The 20,869-nt window shown below is 60.5% G+C and carries 18 protein-coding genes; 11 read left to right on the top strand and 7 right to left on the bottom strand.

Annotation, left to right across the window (positions count from 1 at the left end; translation table 11 throughout):
* Positions 1-116: 116 nt before the first annotated feature.
* From arfA to RRH01S_RS23390, 3 genes are all read right to left on the bottom strand, one after another.
* Positions 117-1,625, bottom strand: coding sequence for an arabinosylfuranosidase ArfA (arfA, locus tag RRH01S_RS23380; RefSeq protein WP_042474360.1), 1,509 nt, complete (start codon positions 1,623-1,625; stop codon positions 117-119).
* A gap of 226 nt (positions 1,626-1,851) precedes the next feature.
* Positions 1,852-2,778, bottom strand: coding sequence for an ArsR/SmtB family transcription factor (locus tag RRH01S_RS23385; RefSeq protein ID WP_007691767.1), 927 nt, complete (start codon positions 2,776-2,778; stop codon positions 1,852-1,854).
* Between the two features lie 140 nt (positions 2,779-2,918).
* Complete coding sequence (locus tag RRH01S_RS23390) at positions 2,919-3,233, bottom strand: hypothetical protein (RefSeq protein ID WP_034516046.1); 315 nt, start codon at positions 3,231-3,233, stop codon at positions 2,919-2,921.
* A 426-nt stretch (positions 3,234-3,659) separates the two neighbouring features.
* Here RRH01S_RS23390 and kdpF point away from each other — a divergent pair, with 426 nt between their 5' ends.
* The 11 genes from kdpF (at position 3,660) to RRH01S_RS23445 (ending at position 16,406) form a co-directional block, all read left to right on the top strand.
* Positions 3,660-3,749 (top strand): K(+)-transporting ATPase subunit F, encoded by a 90-nt coding sequence (gene kdpF, locus RRH01S_RS23395; RefSeq protein ID WP_007691771.1) that lies wholly within the window; start codon positions 3,660-3,662, stop codon positions 3,747-3,749.
* A gap of 31 nt (positions 3,750-3,780) precedes the next feature.
* Positions 3,781-5,484 carry a potassium-transporting ATPase subunit KdpA gene (gene kdpA / locus RRH01S_RS23400; protein WP_037219916.1) on the top strand — a complete coding sequence of 568 codons (1,704 nt, stop codon included), beginning with the start codon at positions 3,781-3,783 and terminating at the stop codon, positions 5,482-5,484.
* A gap of 220 nt (positions 5,485-5,704) precedes the next feature.
* Entirely contained in the window at positions 5,705-7,795 is a 2,091-nt protein-coding gene (gene kdpB / locus RRH01S_RS23405) for a potassium-transporting ATPase subunit KdpB (protein WP_007691778.1), read from the top strand.
* Between the two features lie 12 nt (positions 7,796-7,807).
* Complete coding sequence (locus RRH01S_RS23410; protein ID WP_034516044.1) at positions 7,808-8,413, top strand: K(+)-transporting ATPase subunit C; 606 nt, start codon at positions 7,808-7,810, stop codon at positions 8,411-8,413.
* 61 nt (positions 8,414-8,474) lie between these two features.
* Complete coding sequence (locus RRH01S_RS23415) at positions 8,475-11,186, top strand: DUF4118 domain-containing protein (RefSeq protein ID WP_034516042.1); 2,712 nt, start codon at positions 8,475-8,477, stop codon at positions 11,184-11,186.
* Positions 11,183-11,875 (top strand): response regulator transcription factor, encoded by a 693-nt coding sequence (locus RRH01S_RS23420; protein ID WP_007691784.1) that lies wholly within the window; start codon positions 11,183-11,185, stop codon positions 11,873-11,875. The genes RRH01S_RS23415 and RRH01S_RS23420 overlap by 4 nt, the downstream gene beginning before the upstream one ends.
* Before the next feature lie 100 nt (positions 11,876-11,975).
* Positions 11,976-12,428 carry a PTS sugar transporter subunit IIA gene (locus RRH01S_RS23425; protein WP_034516041.1) on the top strand — a complete coding sequence of 151 codons (453 nt, stop codon included), beginning with the start codon at positions 11,976-11,978 and terminating at the stop codon, positions 12,426-12,428.
* Between the two features lie 162 nt (positions 12,429-12,590).
* The gene (locus RRH01S_RS23430; protein WP_007691787.1) at positions 12,591-13,622 is read left to right on the top strand and encodes a sulfate ABC transporter substrate-binding protein; all 1,032 of its coding nucleotides are present in this window, start codon (positions 12,591-12,593) and stop codon (positions 13,620-13,622) included.
* Positions 13,623-13,628: 6 nt separating this feature from the next.
* Positions 13,629-14,486, top strand: a complete 858-nt coding sequence (gene cysT / locus RRH01S_RS23435) for a sulfate ABC transporter permease subunit CysT (protein WP_007691788.1) — start codon at positions 13,629-13,631, stop codon at positions 14,484-14,486.
* A complete protein-coding gene (gene cysW, locus RRH01S_RS23440; protein WP_034516039.1) occupies positions 14,476-15,348 on the top strand; it encodes a sulfate ABC transporter permease subunit CysW in 873 nt (290 codons plus the stop codon). Before cysT ends, cysW begins: the two co-directional genes overlap by 11 nt.
* 11 nt (positions 15,349-15,359) lie before the next feature.
* Positions 15,360-16,406: a sulfate/molybdate ABC transporter ATP-binding protein gene (locus RRH01S_RS23445; protein ID WP_037219908.1), complete on the top strand. Its 1,047-nt coding sequence runs from the start codon at positions 15,360-15,362 to the stop codon at positions 16,404-16,406.
* Between the two features lie 14 nt (positions 16,407-16,420).
* Here RRH01S_RS23445 and RRH01S_RS23450 read toward each other — a convergent pair whose 3' ends face one another.
* The 4 genes from RRH01S_RS23450 to RRH01S_RS23465 form a co-directional block, all read right to left on the bottom strand.
* Complete coding sequence (locus RRH01S_RS23450) at positions 16,421-17,218, bottom strand: NAD-dependent epimerase/dehydratase family protein (RefSeq protein ID WP_034516037.1); 798 nt, start codon at positions 17,216-17,218, stop codon at positions 16,421-16,423.
* Between the two features lie 156 nt (positions 17,219-17,374).
* Complete coding sequence (locus tag RRH01S_RS23455; protein ID WP_034516036.1) at positions 17,375-18,121, bottom strand: histidine phosphatase family protein; 747 nt, start codon at positions 18,119-18,121, stop codon at positions 17,375-17,377.
* Between the two features lie 110 nt (positions 18,122-18,231).
* The gene (locus RRH01S_RS23460; protein WP_034516035.1) at positions 18,232-19,071 is read right to left on the bottom strand and encodes an endonuclease/exonuclease/phosphatase family protein; all 840 of its coding nucleotides are present in this window, start codon (positions 19,069-19,071) and stop codon (positions 18,232-18,234) included.
* A gap of 122 nt (positions 19,072-19,193) precedes the next feature.
* The gene (locus tag RRH01S_RS23465; protein WP_034516034.1) at positions 19,194-20,657 is read right to left on the bottom strand and encodes a phospholipase D-like domain-containing protein; all 1,464 of its coding nucleotides are present in this window, start codon (positions 20,655-20,657) and stop codon (positions 19,194-19,196) included.
* Positions 20,658-20,869: the final 212 nt, after the last annotated feature.

Raw genomic sequence — 20,869 nt, forward strand, 5'->3', positions numbered from 1 at the left:
ATTCATGTCCAAACCGGCTCGCAACAGACCACCGTACCGACATGTATCGTCTCCTCGCGACATGCCGGACGTCATTGCAGACCGGAACGCGTTTACCGCGTCCCGGCAACCAGCTGTCATACCGACAGCCGGATCACGTTATAGGACAGTGGCTTCAGCGTAGCGCGAAGCCGGCCATTCTCGATCTTGGCGTCACCCGTCTTGGCGGGAACGACGGCATTGGGCCGGGACGCCGTGTTGACCGCCTCAAGCTTCTCGTGAACCATCTCGTACTGCTCGATGACGCGCGCGCCGGGGAAACCTTCCAGCCTGGTGTCAAGATCGAGTGCCGAGTCCAGATGGCGGTTCACGGCAAACAGGGTGACCGTATTCCCCGAGGCGTCGTGAACGGCGGAGACATCGAGATAGGGCACGTCGTCGGCCTCGTCGCTGTCGTAGGTCGGGCCGTCGGTGACCAGCCGAAGCGCAAAGCCGCGGCCGTATTTCGAGGCGAAATAGAGCGGATAATAGATGGTCTGCCGCCAGGCAGGACCGCCATCCTCCGTCATAATCGGCGCGATCACATTCACGAGCTGGGCGATGCAGGCGATGCGGACCCGATCGGACCGGCGGATGAACGTGTTCAGAATGCCGCCGACCTGAAGAACGTCCTCGAAATTATAGACGTCTTCGAGGAGGTGCGGCGCATCCGGCCACTCGTCGCGCGCAAGGATGTCCTTGTCCTGCTGGTTCGAGTGATACCAGACGTTCCATTCGTCGAAGGAAATGCCGATGGTCTTCTTCGAGCGTTTCTTCGCCTTGATATAGTCGATCACACCACCGATCGTGCCGATATAGCGATCGAGCTTCTCCGCCTTGGCGAGATAGTTGAGCGTGTTCTTCTCACGATTGGCGAAGTACATGTGCAGCGAGATATGGTCGGCGCTGTCGTAGCACTGTTCCAGAACCTGCGCTTCCCAATCCGGATAGGTCTTCATTTCCGAATTGGACGAACCGCAGACGACCAGCTCCAGCGACTTGTCGAAGCCGCGCATGGCCTTGGCCGTCTCGTCGGCCAGCCGACCATATTCGTAAGCCGATTTGTGACCAACCTGCCACGGACCGTCCATCTCGTTGCCGAGGCACCACAGCTTCACGCCATGGGGATCGGCCCAGCCATGCTTACGGCGCAGGTCCGACCAATAGGTGCCGCCTGGATGATTGCAATATTCAAGGAAGTTGCGTGCGTCATCAAGGCCGCGCGAGCCCAGATTAACGGCCAGCATCGGCTTGGTATTGGCCTTCTTGCACCAGTCGACGAACTCGTTGACGCCGATCTGATTGCTCTCGCGGGTACGCCAGGCAAGATCAAGACGCACAGGACGCTCGGAACGAGGCCCCACCCCGTCTTCCCAATTGTAGGCGGATACGAAATTGCCGCCGGGATAGCGGCAGTAAGGCGAATTCAGCTCGCGGACCAGTTCGATAACGTCCTGACGAAACCCGTGCGCATCCGCAGTCGGATGGCCGGGCTCATAGATGCCCCCGTAGATCGCCCTGCCCAGATGCTCCAGAAACGAGCTGTAGAGCCGATCGTCGATATCGGCAATCCGGAAATCGCGATGGATGACCACTTGCGCCTTCACTGCTATCCTCCCGTATATGTATCAGATATTTCGTTCTTATACCTAGATGCTGATACACTTTTGGCAAGCCGTCAACGCCAATTTATACGCCATCCAAGCTAAAAAATCGTCTCGCACTGCAAAAAATATAGACAAAATTCAGTAAATTCAATGGATTATGCGAAATCGACCATAGACCGTCATTCTATAGGAATGCCGACTATATATCACAATTTGTGATTTGAATTTACGAGAGATCAATCCGCATCAGGATATCGCGGCCGTAATTGCCAAAACCGCGGCCGAATATGTTCACCCCGCCGGTATGGCGGGCATCATCGGCAATGCCGATCCGGAGCCGGATCGAGGAATGTTGGCTGATGGCAAGGTCATCGATGGTGACATCCGAGGCGGCGATGCCGTCGATGAATGTGCCCTTTTTCGAGATCCGCCAGGTCTTGAGCTTGCCGTATTGGGAGCCTTCGAGCTTCCACCAGCCCGGCGTGAAAGCGCCACGCTTGTCGCCGTAATCACCCGGCGACGTCCACATGCCGACGGCAACGCCGTTGACCCAGATGGTGATGTCGGAGGGCCAGTCGGGATTGGTTCCGGGAACTTCGGAAGACAGCTCCATCGAGAACTCAATGGCGTTGACGTTTTTGTTTAAGATCTTGGCGTTGTTGGGGAATTTATATTCCACATGCCCACGTCCGAACCACAGCAAACCGGCCTGCATGCGCTGGGGATCAAGGAAATAGTCGGGAACATCGAGCAGACCGATCACACCCTCGGTGGAGCAAAGCCCACACGGCGCATGGGTCTCGCAGCTCGTATAGAGACCGATCGGCATCGCCACTTCGATCACGTCTTCGTCGTGCTTCAAGGCGGGATCCTCGAAACTGACAAGGATCTCGTCATAAAGCGCGGAGCAGATCTTCTGGTATCCCTTGCGGGCTTTTGCAGCCTTGGTTTCGACCAGGCCAGCCTCTTCCAGAATCATGATTCCGGTCGCAACCGTCGACTGCGGTAGGTCCAAGGCCCGCGCGATTTCATTCACATTCAGCGGGCCTTTGGAGCACAACAACCTGAGCATATCCACGCGCGCAGGCACGGAGAGCGCTCGCAACGCCGCAGCATTCTCACCGGCATAGATCGTTAGAAAGCCGCGTTTCATCGTTTCCTGCGTGCCCCATCAATTACCTTCATTTATATCAGCATTTTTGATTTAACAAGACCATCGATGGATACAGATTGATTTCGCGTCTGGCGGCCTAATCTCCTGCGTGTGGCTGCTGCGGCCCGGCTGACTGCGAGTTACTCGGCGCTCACAATGTCGGCGTCCTGGATCGCGTCAGAATTCTGGCCAAAGTCCTGGGCCACGTCCGCTCCCCCCGCCCAGGCTTCCGCCTGCTGCATCAAGGAGACCATTTCCTTTTTCAATACATGCGATCGCAGGATATCGATCGCGTGATTGGGGTTGGTGCGTGGATTGTAAAAGGTCTCAATATCCTCACCGGCCTCGCGCCTTGCCGTTTCCAGGCGCGCTTTCAATTCGCTCACATCGGCTTTCACCACAAAGTACCGTCTCATCGTTTCGATAAGGCTCCGGTCGCTTTCGTTCGACGTCATCAATTTTCCGTCTCGTTATTGTCGATCCGGCGCATTGATCTGATTCGAATGGCGAAATCTGGATGACGGTGTCGCTTGCAGGAGAGAAACCATGGATAGAGCCAAGCCGGCTATCGGCGATAGCTCTCTCCGCACGGCCGGCATTTATAAGATTTTTATATCTTTCCTCTTCCCGCCGTCTCGAACCTTAATGCGGTTTGGGCGCATATTGACATTAGAGATATCTAAAGGATGATCTCCATGCCGGGAAGAAACGAAAGGCGCCTTCTTTGAAGGTGCCTTCGGTCCATTTCGGTGTTCCACAAGAACAATCAAGGATCAACGATCGATGATGGACATTCTTCTTATCGGGATCGGCGTTTTATTTTTCATTCTGTGCATCGCTTATACCAAAGCCTGCGATAGCCTCTAGTCGGAGAGACACCAATGCTCCTGGATTATATTCTCGGCGGCGGCGTGACTATCTTCCTCACCGCCTACCTGATCTACGCCCTCATTCGCCCTGAGCGCTTTTAATTTTTAGCGCCAGATAGGGAAAGTTACCCCCATGACCTTCAATGGATGGCTTCAGATCCTGATCTATATCGGGATCCTTCTTTTGCTCGTCAAACCGCTCGGCGGTTACATGACGCGTGTCTTCACGGGCGAGCGCACACTTCTCTCCTACGTCCTCGGTCCGCTGGAACGGGGGCTTTATCGCATTGCGGGAACGGATGAGCGCGAGGAGCAGCACTGGACGACCTATTCGATCTCCATGCTGCTGTTCAGCCTCGCCGGCTTCCTAATGCTCTATTTCCTTCAGCGGTTCCAGGCGAGCCTGCCCTACAATCCCGCGGGCATGTCCTCGATCGGCCCTGAGCTTTCGTTCAACAACGCCGCCAGCTTCGTGACCAACACCAACTGGCAGAACTACGGCGGCGAAAGCACGATGTCCTATCTCGTGCAGATGGCCGGCTTCACCGTCCAGAATTTCGTCTCTGCCGCGACCGGCATAGCGCTTGCCATCGCGCTGATCCGCGCCTTTTCGCGCGCCTCCGGCAAGGCGATCGGCAACTTCTGGGTCGATCTGACCCGGGCAACACTTTATGTCCTGCTACCTGCCTGCATCGTCATGACATTGGTCTTCGTCTATCTCGGCGTGCCGCAGACGCTCGGACCCTATGTCAACGCCACGACGCTCGAAGGCGCGCAGCAGACGATTGCCGTCGGCCCGGTTGCCTCGCAGCTCGCGATCAAGATGCTCGGCACCAATGGCGGCGGCTTCTTCAACGCCAACTCCGCTCACCCCTTCGAAAATCCGGACGCGATCTCCAATCTGATCCAGATGCTGGCGATCTTTGCCATCGGCGCAGCACTCACCAACGTCTTCGGACGCATGGTCGGCAACCAGCGTCAGGGCTGGGCCATCCTCGCCGCGATGGGTACGCTCTTCATCGCCGGTGTCATCGTCACCTATTGGGCTGAAGCTGCCGGCAATCCGCTGGTGCATGCGCTCGGCGTCCAGGGCGGCAATATGGAAGGCAAGGAAGTCCGCTTCGGCATCACCATGTCGTCGCTCTTCGCGGTCATCACCACGGCGGCCTCCTGCGGCGCGGTCAACGGCATGCTCGGCAGCTTCACGGCGATTGGCGGCATGATCCCGTTGATCAACCTGCAGCTCGGCGAAGTCATCGTCGGCGGTGTCGGCGCCGGTTTCTACGGCATCCTGATGTTCGTCATCATTGCCATCTTCGTCGCCGGCCTGATGGTCGGGCGTACACCGGAATATCTCGGCAAGAAGATCGAGGCCAAGGAAGTGAAGATGGCGATGCTCGCCGTACTTTGCCTGCCGGCCGGCATGTTAATCTTTACGGCGATCTCCGTTGTTCTGCCCAGCGCAGTTGCCTCGATTGGCAATCCAGGCCCGCATGGCTTCTCGGAAATCCTCTACGCCTACAGCTCAGCGGCGGCGAATAACGGCTCGGCCTTCGCCGGTCTCTCCGCCAACACGACCTGGTACAACATCACGCTTGGTGTCGTCATGCTGATCGGCCGCTTCCTGGTCATCGTTCCCGCGCTCGCCATTGCCGGTTCGCTGATCGCCAAGAAGACGGTTCCCGCTTCGGCCGGCACCTTCCCAACGGATGGTCCGCTGTTCGTAGGCCTACTGGTGGGCACGATCCTGATCGTCGGCGGCCTGACCTTCTTCCCGGCGCTCGCGCTCGGCCCCATCGTCGAGCATCTGTCGATGATCGCCGGCCAGGCCTTCTGAGGAACATAGCAATGACGCAGCCACTCATGCCCAGGCTTCGAAAGCTCATCGATCCACGCCCCTCAGACAGGGGGCGTGGCCCGGCCCGAACGGCCTGCGCTTCCGATGCCATTTTGGTGGCGATGGTCACGCTGCTCCTTGGCCTTGTGGTCTTCGGTTTCTTACTTGGCTGACCGGGCAATCCCGGTCTGCCGTTTCCCTCTTCACGCTGGAGTCTCTTATGAGCCAGTTAAAATCCGCGAGTATTTTGGATTCTCGCATCCTCGTTCCGGCCGTGGGCGCCGCTTTCCAAAAGCTGAACCCGCGGACGCTTGCCAAGAACCCCGTCATGTTCGTGGTCGCCGTCGTCTCGGCGCTGACCACCGTGCTCTTCCTGCGCGATCTCCTGACCGGCGGCGGCAATCTCGGCTTCTCCCTCCAGATCAATATCTGGCTCTGGTTCACCGTGCTGTTTGCCAACTTCGCCGAAGCCGTTGCTGAGGGCCGCGGCAAGGCGCAAGCCGAGTCGCTGCGCAAATCGCGCACCGAGACCCAGGCAAAGCTTCTCTCCGGCAATAGCCGCACCGATTATAAGATGGTGCCCGGTACCAGCCTGAAAGTCGGCGATGTCGTGCTGGTCGAAGCCGGCGACATCATCCCCTCCGATGGCGAAGTCATCGAAGGCGTGGCCTCGGTCAACGAAGCGGCGATCACCGGTGAATCTGCCCCGGTCATCCGCGAATCCGGCGGCGACCGCTCGGCTGTCACCGGCGGCACGCAGGTGCTCTCCGATGAGATCCGCGTTCGCATCACGGCCGCTGCCGGCTCGACCTTCATCGATCGCATGATCGCGCTCGTCGAAGGCGCGGAGCGTCAGAAGACCCCGAACGAGATCGCGCTCAACATCCTGCTCGCCGGCATGACGCTGATCTTCGTGCTCGCCACGGTGACCATCCCGAGCTTTGCAGCTTACGCCGGCGGCTCGATCCCGACCGTCGTCCTCGTCGCTCTATTCGTAACGCTGATCCCGACCACCATCGGCGCGTTGCTGTCGGCCATCGGTATCGCCGGCATGGACCGCCTGGTACGCTTCAACGTGCTCGCCATGTCTGGTCGTGCCGTCGAAGCTGCCGGCGACGTCGACACGCTGCTGCTCGACAAGACCGGCACGATTACCCTCGGCAACCGCCAGGCCACCTCCTTCCGCCCGGTCAAGGGCGTGACGGAGCAGGATCTGGCCGATGCGGCACAGCTCGCCTCGCTCGCCGACGAAACGCCCGAGGGACGCTCCATTGTCGTGCTCGCTAAGGAAAAATATGCGATCCGTGGCCGCGACATGACCAGCCTGAAGGCCACTTTCGTGCCCTTCACTGCCCAGACCCGCATGAGTGGCGTCGATGTCGAAGGCTCGTCTATCCGCAAGGGCGCAGTGGACGCGGTGTTGGCCTATGTCAACGGCAGCGCCGCTACTGCCTCCAGCACCGGCGCGACGGTGATCTCGCGCACCAGCAGCGAGACCGTCCGCGAACTGCAAGCGATTTCGGACGAAATCTCCAAGGCCGGCGGCACGCCGCTTGCCGTTGCCCGCGACGGTCGCCTGCTTGGCGTCATCCAGCTCAAGGACATCGTCAAGGGCGGGATCCGCGAGCGTTTCGCCGAACTGCGCCGCATGGGCATCCGCACGGTGATGATCACTGGCGACAACCCGCTGACAGCCGCAGCCATCGCCGCGGAAGCCGGCGTGGACGATTTCCTCGCCCAGGCAACGCCGGAAATGAAGCTGGCGCTGATGCGCGAGGAGCAGGCCAAGGGCAAGCTCGTCGCCATGTGCGGTGACGGCACCAACGACGCCCCGGCGCTTGCCCAGGCCGACGTTGGCGTCGCCATGAACACCGGCACGGTGGCCGCCCGCGAGGCCGGCAACATGGTCGACCTCGACAGCGACCCGACCAAGCTCATTGAGATCGTCGAGATCGGCAAGCAATTGCTGATGACCCGCGGCGCGCTCACCACCTTCTCGATCGCCAACGACATCGCCAAGTATTTCGCCATCATCCCGGCGATGTTCATCGCGTTCTATCCGCAGTTGAAGATGCTGAACGTCATGGGGCTGGCGACGCCGCAGAGCGCCATCCTTTCCGCCATCATCTTCAACGCGCTGATCATCATTGCCCTGATCCCGCTGTCGCTGAAGGGCGTTCGCTATCGTCCGATCGGCGCCGGTGCCCTGCTCAGCCGCAATCTTCTGATCTACGGCCTAGGCGGCATTATCGTGCCCTTCATCGGCATCAAGGCCATCGATATGGCGATCACCGCCATCGGCCTGGTCTAAGGAGTCTTTCCCATGCTGAAACTAATCCGACCGGCCATCGTCATGATCGTGGTCACCACAGCCGTCACCGGCCTTGCCTATCCGCTTGCCATGACAGGGATCGCCCAGGCGCTCTTCCCGCATCAGGCAAACGGCAGCCTCGTGGAGAAGGACGGCAAGGTGATCGGCTCCAGCCTCATCGGCCAGAGCTTCACCGCCGACCGCTACTTCCACGGCCGTCCGTCGGCGACGACAGGTGCAGACCCGAACGACGCAACCAAAACAGTTGCCGCACCCTACAACGCCTCCAATTCCATGGGCTCCAATCTCGGTCCGACCAGTTCGAGCCTGATGACCCGTATCAAGGGCGATGTCGCAACGTTGCAGGCGCAGAACCCGAATGCGCCGGTTCCGATCGATCTGGTCACGACGTCCGGCAGCGGCCTCGATCCGCATATCTCGCCGGAGGATGCCTATTTCCAGATCCCGCGCGTCGCCAAGGCGCGCGGCCTGGATGAGGCCAAGCTCCGCGCGATCGTCGACGCTGCCGTCGAGCCTCGCGAACTCGGTGTTTTCGGCGAGCCCGTCGTCAACGTCCTGGCATTGAACCAGGCGTTGGATGCTTCTATGACTCAATAAGACCAAGAGGTTGAGGCGGCCATCACTGCCTCGACCATCGCCCGTCGAGAAAGACCGATCGATGCCAGATGATAGCCGCGACACGCTGAACAGGCCCTCTCCCGACGCGCTTCTGGAGAAGGCACGGCAGGAAACGCGTGGCCGTCTGAAGATCTTTCTGGGTGCGGCGCCCGGCGTCGGCAAGACCTACGAAATGCTGCTTTCCGGCAAGGCCAAGATTGCCGACGGTGTCGATGTCGTCGTTGGCGTAGTCGAGACCCACGGCCGGCGCGAGACGCAGGCCTTGCTCGAAGGCTACGAGATCGTTCCCCGCGTCAATGTCGACTACAAGGGCCGCGCACTCGACGAGATGGACCTCGATGCCATTCTCAAACGCGGGCCTGGCCTCGTGCTCGTCGATGAACTCGCCCATTCCAATGCTCATGGCAGCCGCCATCCAAAGCGCTATCTCGACGTCAAGGAGCTGCTCGATCGCGGCATCGACGTCTATACGACGCTGAACATCCAGCATGTCGAAAGCCTGAACGATGTCGTGTCGCAGATCACCCGCGTCCGCGTCCGTGAAACCGTGCCGGATTCGATCATCGATTTGGCCGACGATGTCGAGATCATCGACCTGACACCCGACGACCTGATCAAGCGCCTGCACGACGGCAAGGTCTATGTGTCGCGGACGGCCGAGCGAGCGCTGACCAACTATTTCACCCCCGGCAATCTGACGGCGCTGCGCGAACTGGCGCTGCGACGCACGGCGCAGCGGGTCGACGACCAGCTTCTGACCCATATGCAGGCGCATGCGATACCCGGTCCTTGGGCTGCGGGCGAGCGCGTGCTGGTCTCCATCGATCACCATCCGCGTTCCGCGTCGCTGGTGCGCTATGCCGCCCGCATGGCCTCGCGCCTGCGGGCGCCCTGGGCGGCCGTCTATGTCGAAACCAACCGGGCGATCAGCCTAACCGAGGCGCAGCGTGATACCATCGCCGCGACACTTAGGCTTGCCGAGCAGCTTGGCGGCGAGGCCATCACCATTCCCGGCCGCGAGGTTGCCGAAGAGCTGCTCCGCCATTCCGCCAGCAACAATGTCACGCACATCGTCATCGGGTCGCCGAAGGTCGGTACCTGGCGGGATTGGTCCAGGGCTTCGGTCTCCTACGAATTGATCCGCAAGGCCGGCGACATCAGCGTTCATGTCATCTCCGGTAGCGATGCTGAGGCGTCGCCGGCGAGCCGCGGCGTCAAATCGGCGCCCGCGCCGACCCCATTCCAGTTGCGTGGCTATATCCTTGCGACACTCTATGTCGCCGTCGCGCTCGGTGTCTGCGTCATTCTCGATCAAGTGCTCGACGTCCGAAACCTGGCGCTGGTATTCCTGATGGCTGTGCTGGCGACCGCCGTCACCCAAGGCTTGCGGCCGGCGCTCTATTCCTGCCTGCTCGGCGCGCTCGCCTTCAACTTCTTCTTTCTGCCGCCGCGCTACACGCTGACGATCAGCGATCCCGAAAGCGTGCTAGCCTTCTTCTTCTTCCTCGGCGTCGCCATCATCGCCAGCAACCTGACCGCGACCGTGCAGCGCCAGGCGGCATCGGCGCGCCAGCGGGCGCGAACGACCGAAGATCTCTATCTTTTCTCGAAGAAACTCGCCGGCACAGGCACGCTCGACGACGTGCTTTGGGCTACAGCCTTTCAGCTCGCCTCGATGCTGAAGGTGCGCGTGGTGCTGCTTCTACCCGAGGACGGCACGATTGCGGTCAAGGCCGGCTATCCACCTGACGATACGCTCGACGATGCCGATATCGCCGCCGCGCGCTGGGCCTGGGAGCACAATCACGCCGCCGGCCGTGGTGCCGATACGCTGCCGGGCGCCAAGCGCCTCTATGTGCCGTTGCGCACCGGCCGCACCGCCGTCGGCGTCATCGGCCTTGATAGCGACCGCCGTGACGGGCCGCTTTTGACGCCGGAGCAGCAGCGGCTTCTCGATGCCCTCGCCGATCAGGCCGCCCTTGCCATCGAGCGCGTGCAGCTCGTCGCCGATGTCGACCGCGCCAAGCTGGCCGTCGAGGCCGACCGGCTGCGTTCAGCCTTGCTGACCTCGATCTCGCATGACCTGAAAACGCCGCTTGCCGCCATTCTCGGGGCTGCCGGCACCTTGCGCGACTATCTGGAAACCATGTCGCATGAAGACCGCGTCGATCTGCTATCGACGGTGGTCGACGAGTCCGAGCGGCTGAACCGCTTCATCGCCAATCTGCTCGACATGACCAAGATCGAGTCCGGCGCAATGGAGCCGAATTATGCTCTCCACTACGGTGGCGATATCGTCGGCAGTGCGCTTCGGCGTGGCGCGAAAATTCTTGCCCGACATCGCGTCGAGACACAGATGCCGGCCGATCTGCCGATGGTAAAGGTCGATCCCGTGCTCTTTGAGCAGGTGCTGTTCAACCTGCTCGACAATGCCGCCAAATACGCGCCCGAAGAGTCCACCATCCGCCTGGAGGCCTGGGCCGATGTCGACAATGTCGTCTTTCGGATCATGGACGAAGGCCCCGGTATTCCACCCGCCGATCTCGAGCGCGTCTTCGACACCTTCTATCGCGTCCGCAAGGGCGATCAGGTGCGGGCCGGCACGGGCCTCGGCCTTTCCATCTGCCGCGGCTTCATCGAGGCCATGGCCGGTACGATTACCGCGGGCAACCGCACGGACCGCCAGGGCGCGGTCTTCACCATTCGCCTGCCGAAACCAACAGATCTCCCCAAGCTGGATGAATTGAAATGAACACGACAGCCGTCAAGATACTCGTTGTCGATGACGAGCCGCCGATCCGCAAATTGCTGCGTGTCGGCCTGAGCGCCCAGGGCTATCTGGTCAATGAGGCCCCGAATGCCGCAGCAGCAAAACTGTCGGTGGAAGAAGATCGGCCCGACCTGATCATTCTCGACCTCGGCCTGCCCGACAAGCCCGGCCATGACCTGCTGCAGGAATGGCGCGAGGATGGCTTGGAGATACCGGTGGTTATTCTCTCGAGCCGAACCGACGAGGCCGGCATCGTCAAGGCGCTTGAAACCGGCGCCGACGATTATGTCACAAAGCCTTTCGGCGTGAATGAACTCGCCGCGCGCATCCGCGTTGCACTCCGCCACCGCCTGCAGCAGCAGGGCGAAAAGGCGATCTTCCAGACCGGCGGCCTGTCGCTTGATCTCGTCAAGCGCATCGTCAAGGTCGACGGCAAGGAGGTAAAGCTCTCACCGAAGGAATACGACATCCTGCGGGTGCTGGCGCAGCATGCGGGCAAGGTGCTGACGCATCAGTTCCTGTTGAAGCAGGTCTGGGGACCAGCGGCGGATGTGCAATATCTGCGCGTCTATGTCCGCCAGCTCAGACAGAAGATCGAACAGATTCCGGATCAACCGCAATACATCACCACGGAGACCGGCGTCGGCTACCGCCTGCGTGAGCCGGAATGACGCTATGATCCCGTGGCTGCGCACCAGGCAGCGCCTCGTCGTAGAGACCGACGAGGCCAAGTCATGTTCGAATTATCGATGTCCGAGCCCGAGAGTGACCATGGACCTTTCCACCATCATCCTGCCCGAACATGTTTTTGTCGGTCTTTCCGCGCCGACAAAATGGCGGGCGCTGCAGCTTCTGTCGTCGAAGGCGGCAAGTTGCCTCGGCCTGGACGAAGACGCGGTCCTGCAGGCATTGGAGGGACGAGAAAATCTGGGAACGACCGGGATCGGTAACGGCATCGCCGTTCCGCATGCGGCGATTGCCGGAATGACGCGCCCGCGCGGATTGATGGTTCGTTTCGGTCAACCGGTCGACTTCCAGGCGATCGATGATGTGCCGACGGATCTGGCCTTCGTGCTGCTCTTTGGCGAAAACGGCCGCAGCGAGTATCTGAACGTGCTCGCTGCCATCGCCAGGCGGCTCAGAGCGGAAGGTGTGCTGCCGGCCATGCGACAGGCAAAAACCGCCGACGAACTCTACTCGGTTTTCATGTCTGACTCGATTTGATAGCTTGCTAGCTGTCAGCCGCAGTCAAAGCGCAGGAATGTGATTTCACATTCCTTGATTATATGGGATTCCGTTCTATGTATGCGCGCTAAGCGGGAACAATCTTCGTTACTTTATACGACCAAGTTGATAGGGTTTAAGTAACAACGAAGGAGGTCACCCATGCAGACGATAAAGCTTTCCCGGCTTCTCGCCACCGCAGTTCTCATTGGCAGTTTCTCGCTGGCTGGCGCCGTAGCGCCGACATGGGCCGCGGACAAGACGCTTCTCAATGTTTCGTACGATCCGACGCGCGAACTGTACAAGGACTTCAACGCAGCCTTCGCCGCCAAGTGGAAGAAGGATACGGGTGAAACCATCAATATCAAGGCGTCGCATGGCGGCTCGGGTGCGCAGGCTCGCTCGGTCATCGACGGTCTTGATGCCGATGTCGTAACGCTGGCGCTCGAGGGCGACATCGACGCCATCGCCAAGGCCACGAAAAAGATCCCGGCCGACTGGAAGACCAAGTTCCCGAACAACAGCGTTCCCTACACGTCGACGATCGTATTTCTGGTGCGCAAGGGCAATCCGAAGGGCATCAAGGATTGGTCGGATCTGGTCAAGGACGGCGTCGAAGTCATCACGCCGAACCCGAAGACCTCCGGCGGCGCCCGCTGGAACATCCTGGCGGCCTGGGCCTGGGCCAAGCAGGCCAATGGTGGCGATGACGCCAAGGCGCAGGACTATGTCGCCCAGCTTCTGAAGCATGTGCCGGTGCTTGATACCGGTGCCCGCGGCGCGACCACGACCTTCGTCCAGCGCGGCCTCGGCGACGTTCTGCTTGCCTGGGAAAACGAGGCCTATCTGTCGCTCGAAGAACTCGGGCCCGATAAGTTCGAGATCGTAACGCCCACCGTTTCGATCCGTGCCGATCCGCCGGTCGCCGTCGTTGACGGCAATGTCGATACCAAGGGCACCCGCAAGGAAGCAGAGGCTTACCTCAACTACCTCTATTCCGACGAGGGCCAGAAGATCGCGGCCAAGCATTACTACCGGCCGATCAAGCCGGAAGCAGCCGATCCCAAGGATATTGCACGGTTCCCCGCTTTGAAGCTTGCAACCATTGACGATTTTGGTGGATGGTCTCAAGCTCAGCCGAAGTTCTTCGCCGATGGCGGTGTCTTCGACCAGATTTACAAGCCGGGACAATAATTCTGAATGCATGCAATAACCCGCAAACGGTGGCGGTTTCGGCAGCCGAGTGTCATTCCGGGATTCGGATTGGCGCTCGGCGTTACCTTGACTTGGCTCATCCTGATCGTTCTCATCCCGCTCTCGGGATTGCTGTGGAAGAGCAGTTCTCTCGGCTGGTCCCAATTCTGGGCCATTGCACTTGATCAGCGCACGCTCAATGCCTTGCGCATGAGCTTTGGCGGCGCCTTCATCGCGGCGATCGTCAATGCCGTCTTCGGGCTGATCATGGCATGGGTCCTAGTGCGCTACCGCTTTCCCGGCAAGCGCATCATCGACGCCATGGTCGACCTGCCCTTCGCGCTGCCGACCGCCGTTGCCGGTATCGCGCTGACGACGCTTTATGCGCCGAACGGCTGGATCGGGCAGTTTCTGGCACCACTCGGCATCAAGATCGCCTTCACACCCATCGGCATCGTCATCGCACTGATCTTCGTCGGCCTGCCCTTCGTGGTGCGGACGGCGCAGCCGGTCATGGAAGAGATCGACCGCGAAGTCGAAGAGGCCGCGGCAACGCTCGGCGCCAGCCGCTTCCAGACGATCACCCGCGTCCTGCTGCCGGGCCTCGCGCCGGCCGCCCTCACCGGCTTTGCGCTCGCTTTTGCCCGTGCGGCCGGCGAATACGGCTCAGTGATCTTCATCGCCGGCAACAGACCCTATGTCTCGGAAATCGCACCATTGCTCATCGTTATCAAGCTCGAGGAGTATAATTACGCTGCGGCCACAGCGATCGCAACGATGATGCTGATCATTTCCTTCATCATGTTGCTGATCATCAATCTCATTCAATCCTGGAGCAGAAGGAGATACGGCTATGGCGCATGACGCCCCCTCCTCTGCCGACGCGGTTCATTCGGTCATCACCGAGAGCCGGTTCGCGCGCTGGATTTTCGTTGCTATCACGCTTGCCTTCCTGACGCTGATGGTGCTGATGCCGCTCGCCGCCGTCTTCGTCGAGGCCTTCCGCAAGGGGGTCGAACAGTTCTTCAGCTCCTTGGTGGACGAAGAGACCTTCGCCGCTATCCGGCTGTCCTTGATCGTCGCCGGCATCAGCGTACCGCTCAATCTGGTCTGCGGTGTCGCCGCCGCCTGGGCGATCGCCAAGTTCGAATTCAAGGGCAAGGCGTTCCTGACAACGCTGATCGATCTGCCGTTCTCCGTGTCGCCGGTTATCTCGGGCCTGGTCTTCGTGCTGCTGTTCAGCTCGAACAGCACGCTCGGCCCCTGGCTCCAGAGCCATGGCATCCAGATTCTGTTTGCGGTTCCCGGTCTGGTGCTGGCGACGATGTTCGTCACCTTCCCCTTCGTTGCCCGTGAATTGATCCCGCTGATGCAGGAACAGGGAAATGCGGACGAGGAGGCGGCCCTGTCGCTTGGGGCCAATGGCTGGCAGACCTTCTGGCATGTGACGCTGCCCAACATCAAATGGGGTCTGCTTTACGGCGTATTGCTCTGTAATGCCCGTGCCATGGGTGAGTTCGGCGCCGTGTCGGTCGTTTCCGGCCATATCCGCGGCGAAACCAACACCATGCCGCTGCAGGTCGAAATTCTCTATAACGAATATAATTTCTCGGGGGCCTTCGCGGTAGCCACGCTTCTCGCCCTGCTCGCCCTTGTCACACTTGTACTGAAGACGCTGCTGGAATTGCGCTATAGCGATGAGATCGCAGGCAGCCGGCGTCACTGAGGGAATTGTTAATGGAAGTTCGCGTTCAAAACCTCCGCAAGGAATTCGGCCGCTTTCCGGCGCTGCATGATGTCTCGCTGGATATCCGCTCCAGTGAATTGATCGCGCTGCTCGGCCCTTCCGGCTCGGGCAAGACGACGCTTTTGCGTCTGATTGCCGGATTGGAATCGCCGACCGAGGGCCAGATCTTCTTCGGCGATGAAGACGCATCGAGGAAGACAGTGCAGCAGCGCAATATCGGCTTCGTGTTTCAGCACTATGCGCTGTTCCGCCATATGACGGTGCTGGACAATATCGGCTTCGGTCTGAAGGTCCGTTCGGCATCGCGCCGTCCTCCTCGCGCCGAAATCCATCGCCGCGCCGTCGAACTGCTGGAACTGGTGCAGCTCAACGGCCTCGAGAAGCGCTATCCGGCGCAATTGTCCGGCGGCCAGCGGCAGCGCGTCGCGCTTGCCCGCGCCATGGCGGTCGAACCGAACGTGCTGCTTCTCGACGAGCCTTTCGGCGCACTCGACGCGCAGGTGCGCAAGGATCTGCGCAAATGGCTGCGCGAGATCCACGACCGGACCGGGCACACTACTGTTTTCGTGACCCACGATCAGGAAGAGGCGCTGGAACTGGCCGACCGCGTCGTCGTGCTCAACAAGGGCGCGATCGAGCAGGTGGGCACGCCGGACGAGATCTACGACACGCCCAATTCGCCCTTCGTCTACGGCTTCATCGGCCAGTCCAACCGTGTGAAGGTGCGCGTCACCAATGGCGAGATCTGGTTCGAGGATCGTCCGCTAGGCTTGAGCACCCCGCACGAGCCCGACGGCGAGGCCTATCTCTATTTTCGCCCGCACGATATCGAGCTGCATGAGGGCGACGGCGGCTGTATCGCCGGTCTGCTGACCTCCAGCCGCCGCGTTGCCGGCACCCGCCATATCGAAATGAACATCGGCGCGCAGCACGAAACCATCGAAATCGAGCTGTCGCCGGACAAGGCCGACGCGCTTGACCGCAACCGCATCGCCTTCAAGCCGACGCGCTGGAAGCTGTTCCGCAACGTTGATTGAGGTTTTCTAGCCCCTCAATCCTCCGGGTGCCCCGCTGCCGCAAAGCCGCCGCCCTGATAGATGACGGCCGGATCGGTCGGGTCTTCAGGAGCGGTGTTTGCCAATATCTGCTCGCGCCAAGCCGCGGCGCTGTCCTGCGGCTTCCAGCCGAGGAATGCGGCGTTGCGGTTGTCCCACCATTGCTCGTCATTGTTGGAGGCGCCATAGACGATCGTGTGCCCGAGGCGGGATGTCTCAAAGGCGCGGCCGCAGAGCGACAGAAAATCGCGAACGCTGAACCATGTCGCGAGCATGCGCGGATTGCGCGGCTCGGGAAAGCACGAGCCGATCCGCACCGATAGCGTCTCCTGTCCGAATTTATCGAAATATAGGCTCGCCACCGCTTCGCCATAGACTTTCGAGACGCCGTAGAGCGAATCCGGGCGCGTCGGCACGGTGCTGTCGATGCGCTCGTCGCGGCGGTAGTAGCCGATCGTATGGTTGGAGCTGGCAAAGATGATACGCGGCATGCCGGCTTGGCGGGCCGCCTCGTAGAGATTGTAGAGCCCGATGATATTGCCCTGCAGGATCAGATCGAAGGCTTTCTCGGTGGAAACACCGCCAAGATGAATGATGCCGTCGACACCCTGGACCAGCGCATCGACGCCGCTGCGGTCGGCAAGATCGCAGGCAATGAAACGCTCGTTCGGGCGCAGGTCGTCCACCGCAACAATGTCGGAAAGCACGACGTTTTCGGCGATCTCTGAAAGAAGCGGTCTCAGTGCCTGGCCGACACCACCAGCGGCTCCGGTCATCAACAGGGTCTTCAGCATGGGTTTCCTCCCTTATGGGTCTCGTCGAAGCGGAACCTATAAGATGGGCTTTCGTCCGTCATCAACTATCCGTATCGTCCGCGCCTGAAAATCTGGGGATGCGGGATGCCGCGAGGCGCTCGAGCAATACGGACTGAAAGATTGAGGCGGATAGGTCTATTGCCTAGCCTTCGGCGCCACTGTCAGCTCAGACCCATAGGCTTCGCGCAATTCATTCTGCCCCGCGATCCGATCAACCGCCTTATGGAGCAGGATTGACGTATAGCCGTCCTTGAGGCTTCCCTCGATCAAGGTGATATCGGCATTTCCGGGATTGTCCGAGCGTTCGAACCAGTCGACGGAATGGTGCAGAAAATTCATTTCGAACGCCCTGTTGGTAACGCCGTGACCGACGATAATGACATTGTCCCTGCCGTTCTTCGCGTCGTGCATGACGGTCTGAAGGAACAGACGGACCCGCTGCGCCACATCGGCCCGGCTCTCGCCGTCCGGCGGCCGTGCGTAGAACTTTCCGCTATTATTGCGCAGTCTGGCCCATTTTTCGAACTCTTCGGGAAACTTCCGTTTCTGTTCGGCATGATCATAGATTTCGGTAAAGAGGCCGAAATCCTGTTCCCGCAACAGGTAATCCTCGCGGATATCCTCGACCAATGCGTCCGGCAAGGCTTCGAGCAGGGCATCCTTGCTCTGTCGCGTCCTGAGATAGGGCGAGTACCAGATGCTCTGCTTCCGCAATTCAGTAGCCGGCAGTCCCTCGAGATAGGACGCAATCACCCGCCCAGCCTCCAGCGCCTGCCGATAGCCCCACTGCGTCAACGGAACATTGTGATCACCGAACTGCCGGTAGGCCTGGTCGCTGATGTTGCCAAGGGATTCGCCGTGTCGAACGAGAAAAATACGCATCAGCAGTCCGCAATGTCGGATGAGGATTCGAGGCCATCATGGATGGGAAGTGCATTGCGTGCAACGGGTTAGCCCGCCTGCGCCCAGATGATGTCGTGAGCCTTCGCATTTCAGGCCGTTGCGGCACGCGCCTCTGTCTCGGCCCTCAGAGTCTCAAGGCTGACCACGGCCTTGATCGGCAGGTGGTCCGAGGCGACACGCGCCAAGGGTGAATCATGCACTTCGACGGTCGAGATCAGCCCGCGTCGGTTGGCCATGATGCGGTCGAGTGCCAACAGCGGCAGCGTGGACGGGAAGCTTGGCACGGCCGGCGGCAGCGGGCCGAAGGCGGCTTGAAAGGTATTGAGCGACGAGCGGTCGCCGAGCCGCCATTCATTGAGATCGCCGAGCAGGATGGTCGGCGTGTCGTTATCCCGGCTCATCAACTCGACGATCAGGCGCGCCTGCTGAGCGCGGGATCGAAGCAGCAGCCCGAGATGGGCGGCGATGATCCTGAGCACCCCGCCGCGCGCCAGTTCGATTTCGGCAAGCAGCGCACCGCGCGGCTCAAGCCCCGGCAGGCTGATCTGATGCACGTCGCGCACCGTGCCCTGCTTGAACAGCACCACGTTGCCATGCCAGCCATGCGCCTTGCTGGCGCCCGCCACCGGCACGGGAATAAGCCCGGTCTCGCGCTCCAGCCGGCGCAGATCGAGCAGGCCCGTGCGCTCGCCGAAACGTGTGTCCGCCTCCTGCAGGCCGATGACATCGGCATCAATTTCGTGGATGACCCGACTGATCCGCTCCGGATCGAAGCGACGGTCGGCACCGACGCATTTGTGGACATTGTAGGAAGCAATCAACGTGCCTTCCGGACGCGTCCGGTCGCCAGCCTGCTTTGCCCGCGACTTCTTTCGGTTCTTCAGGGACTCGAAGATGCTTGTCCGGAGATTTTCGTTCTTTTTTCGCATCTGTCCGCTGGCCGTTTCCGTTCTCAAGCCCCCCGAGCTGTGTCTTCGTGAGTATATGAACCGATTACCGGGCTTGTCATGTGAAAAGGCTTGTAGCCGCAAACACAGCTACGTCATTTTCGTCAGAGATAGGGCGAACCGAGCCAGAGGACCTTTTCGATCAGCCGAACGATGAAAGGGCGTGCCCGAAGCTTTGCTAGGTCGACCGGTTTTGCCGTTTCAAGGACGGTGCCGATGCGGGCTTCGATCGCGCGGGCAAAGCCGTGGTCAATCACTTCCAGATCGACCTCGAAGTTCAGCCGCAGGGAGCGCGGGTCCAGGTTGGAGGAGCCGACATAGGCCCAGGTGCCGTCGATTGCCATCAGCTTCGAATGGTCGAAGGCGCCTCTAGCGCGCCAGATGCGGCAATAGTCCTTCAGCATCTGGTCGAACTGCGCCGTCATGGCGCGATCGACGAGCACAAGATTATTGGCGGCCGGCACGACGATATCCACCTCGACGCCACGCCTTGCCGCTGTCACCAGGGCGCTGATCAGCTCGCGGTCCGGCAGGAAATAGGGCGACATGATACGGATGGAGGTGCGGGCGATCGACAGAGCGCCAACGAGCATCTTGTGGTTGGTCTCAAGGCTTCGGTCAGGTCCGGAGACGATGACGCGCATGAAGACCGGCGCGCCTGGCTCGTTCGCGGGCGTCGCAATCCGCCAGTGATCGCCGCTCAATACTTCGCCGGTCACAAAGCGCCAGTCTTCGGCCGCGGTGTTGAAAAGGTCGGCCACGGCCGGGCCGGTGATGCAGAAATGTGTGTCATGGGCGTAATGATCGGCGGCGAACTCCCGGGTAAAACCCTGGCGGATGTTCATGCCGCCGGTCAGCGCGATGCGGCCGTCGACGACCAGGATCTTGCGGTGAGTGCGCAGGTTCGCATAGGGCAAGCGCAGCCCGATGATGACGTTGCCGTTGAAGACGTAGACCTCAACGCCGCCTTTGCTGAGATAGCCCATGATGCTCGGCACCGAATAGCGGGCACCGACGGCGTCAATCAGTACGCGCACACTGACACCGCGCTTGACGGCCGCGATCAACGAGTCGGCGATGCGCAGGCCGATAGGATCGCGATCGAAAATATAGGTCTCCAACAGGATGCTGCGTTCGGCGCCGTCGATGGCGGCCTTCATCGCGGCGTACGCGGCATCGCCGCTTTCCAGCATCTCGATGGTGTTGCCGGTGCTCATCGGATAGCGCGACACGCGGTCGCCAAGCGTCTTCATCGATCCAAAACGCTCGCCGAAGGTTCGGCGCACGATGTCGCCCTGCGCGTCGAAACTGGCGAGCTCGCCTGCAGCATCCTTCTGGAAGAGAACGCTGCGCTGCGAGCTCAGCGAAGCCCGGCGGATGCGGTTGATGCCGGCGACGGCATAGAGCACTGCCCCGACGATAGGCGACAGGATGATGACGCCGACCCAGCCGATCGCGGCGCGAACATCCTCCTTCGTCATCGCCGCATGGATGGCGGCCACCGTCCCCATGGCGATGGACAGGACGGCGAGGAATTGGCCCCAATGGGCGATCAGCAAATCGAACATGCGCGGAGTATAACTTTGCGCACGAAAGCTGCAATCAGCCGTACGCCCCATCTATGCCGCACGACCGGCGGCAGTGGGGATGTGGATAGGTTTTGCATTAGATATTTTTAATTGAACGATGGTCGCGCTGTCGTCATATTGATTGTTCGGCCGCTTCGCTACCGTGCATACGGTACATCGTTTTTCTCGTGCGAAGCGCCCGCCGTGGTTAG

Source organism: Rhizobium rhizogenes NBRC 13257 (assembly GCF_000696095.1).
GTDB classification, from domain to species: domain Bacteria; phylum Pseudomonadota; class Alphaproteobacteria; order Rhizobiales; family Rhizobiaceae; genus Rhizobium; species Rhizobium rhizogenes.

Excerpts from the sequence above, each read along its gene's own strand:
- cysT (WP_007691788.1), top strand. The coding sequence starts at position 13,629 with ATGCATGCAATAACCCGCAAACGGTGGCGGTTTCGGCAGCCGAGTGTC.
- RRH01S_RS23385 (WP_007691767.1), bottom strand. The coding sequence starts at position 2,778 with ATGAAACGCGGCTTTCTAACGATCTATGCCGGTGAGAATGCTGCGGCG.
- RRH01S_RS23410 (WP_034516044.1), top strand. The coding sequence starts at position 7,808 with ATGCTGAAACTAATCCGACCGGCCATCGTCATGATCGTGGTCACCACA.
- kdpF (WP_007691771.1), top strand. The coding sequence starts at position 3,660 with ATGCTCCTGGATTATATTCTCGGCGGCGGCGTGACTATCTTCCTCACC.
- RRH01S_RS23415 (WP_034516042.1), top strand. The coding sequence starts at position 8,475 with ATGCCAGATGATAGCCGCGACACGCTGAACAGGCCCTCTCCCGACGCG.
- RRH01S_RS23455 (WP_034516036.1), bottom strand. The coding sequence starts at position 18,121 with ATGCGTATTTTTCTCGTTCGACACGGCGAATCCCTTGGCAACATCAGC.
- RRH01S_RS23430 (WP_007691787.1), top strand. The coding sequence starts at position 12,591 with ATGCAGACGATAAAGCTTTCCCGGCTTCTCGCCACCGCAGTTCTCATT.
- RRH01S_RS23425 (WP_034516041.1), top strand. The coding sequence starts at position 11,976 with ATGGACCTTTCCACCATCATCCTGCCCGAACATGTTTTTGTCGGTCTT.
- RRH01S_RS23465 (WP_034516034.1), bottom strand. The coding sequence starts at position 20,657 with ATGTTCGATTTGCTGATCGCCCATTGGGGCCAATTCCTCGCCGTCCTG.
- RRH01S_RS23420 (WP_007691784.1), top strand. The coding sequence starts at position 11,183 with ATGAACACGACAGCCGTCAAGATACTCGTTGTCGATGACGAGCCGCCG.
- RRH01S_RS23450 (WP_034516037.1), bottom strand. The coding sequence starts at position 17,218 with ATGCTGAAGACCCTGTTGATGACCGGAGCCGCTGGTGGTGTCGGCCAG.
- RRH01S_RS23390 (WP_034516046.1), bottom strand. The coding sequence starts at position 3,233 with ATGACGTCGAACGAAAGCGACCGGAGCCTTATCGAAACGATGAGACGG.
- kdpB (WP_007691778.1), top strand. The coding sequence starts at position 5,705 with ATGAGCCAGTTAAAATCCGCGAGTATTTTGGATTCTCGCATCCTCGTT.
- RRH01S_RS23460 (WP_034516035.1), bottom strand. The coding sequence starts at position 19,071 with ATGCGAAAAAAGAACGAAAATCTCCGGACAAGCATCTTCGAGTCCCTG.
- kdpA (WP_037219916.1), top strand. The coding sequence starts at position 3,781 with ATGACCTTCAATGGATGGCTTCAGATCCTGATCTATATCGGGATCCTT.
- cysW (WP_034516039.1), top strand. The coding sequence starts at position 14,476 with ATGGCGCATGACGCCCCCTCCTCTGCCGACGCGGTTCATTCGGTCATC.
- RRH01S_RS23445 (WP_037219908.1), top strand. The coding sequence starts at position 15,360 with ATGGAAGTTCGCGTTCAAAACCTCCGCAAGGAATTCGGCCGCTTTCCG.